The sequence below is a fragment of the Rhodococcus sp. ARC_M5 genome, from assembly GCF_022810405.1.
Classification (GTDB): domain Bacteria; phylum Actinomycetota; class Actinomycetes; order Mycobacteriales; family Mycobacteriaceae; genus Rhodococcoides; species Rhodococcoides navarretei.
This window is the reverse complement of the sequence record NZ_JALGQE010000060.1, coordinates 1-299: the sequence shown is the minus strand read 5'-3', so window position 1 is coordinate 299 and position 299 is coordinate 1. Positions and strand designations below refer to the sequence as shown.

Annotated in this window: 1 rRNA gene; it reads right to left on the bottom strand. The window is 55.5% G+C overall.

The annotated features are described in order from the left end of the window. Nucleotides 1-96 (bottom strand): 5S ribosomal RNA (rrf, locus tag MTX34_RS25540); the annotation flags it as partial. Nucleotides 97-299 lie beyond the last annotated feature (203 nt).

The following is a 299-nucleotide window of genomic DNA, read 5'->3' as shown; positions in this document are numbered from 1 at the left end:
CCACACCCTGTCGAGTGCAGTACCATCGGCGCTGGAGGGCTTAGCTTCCGGGTTCGGAATGGGACCGGGCGTTTCCCCTCCGCTATGGCCGCCGTAACTCTGCGAAACAGTGTCACGAGCGAACCTGTCACCCACACGTATGTGGGTGGCGGATTCGTGTATTCGATTGTGCTTGCTGAATCAACTCGTGTGTTGTTTCAGATATTGCACAGTGGACGCGTAGCTTCTTTGTGGTAAGTCCTCGGCCTATTAGTACCAGTCACCTGCATCGGTTACCCGACTTCCAGTTCTGGCCTATC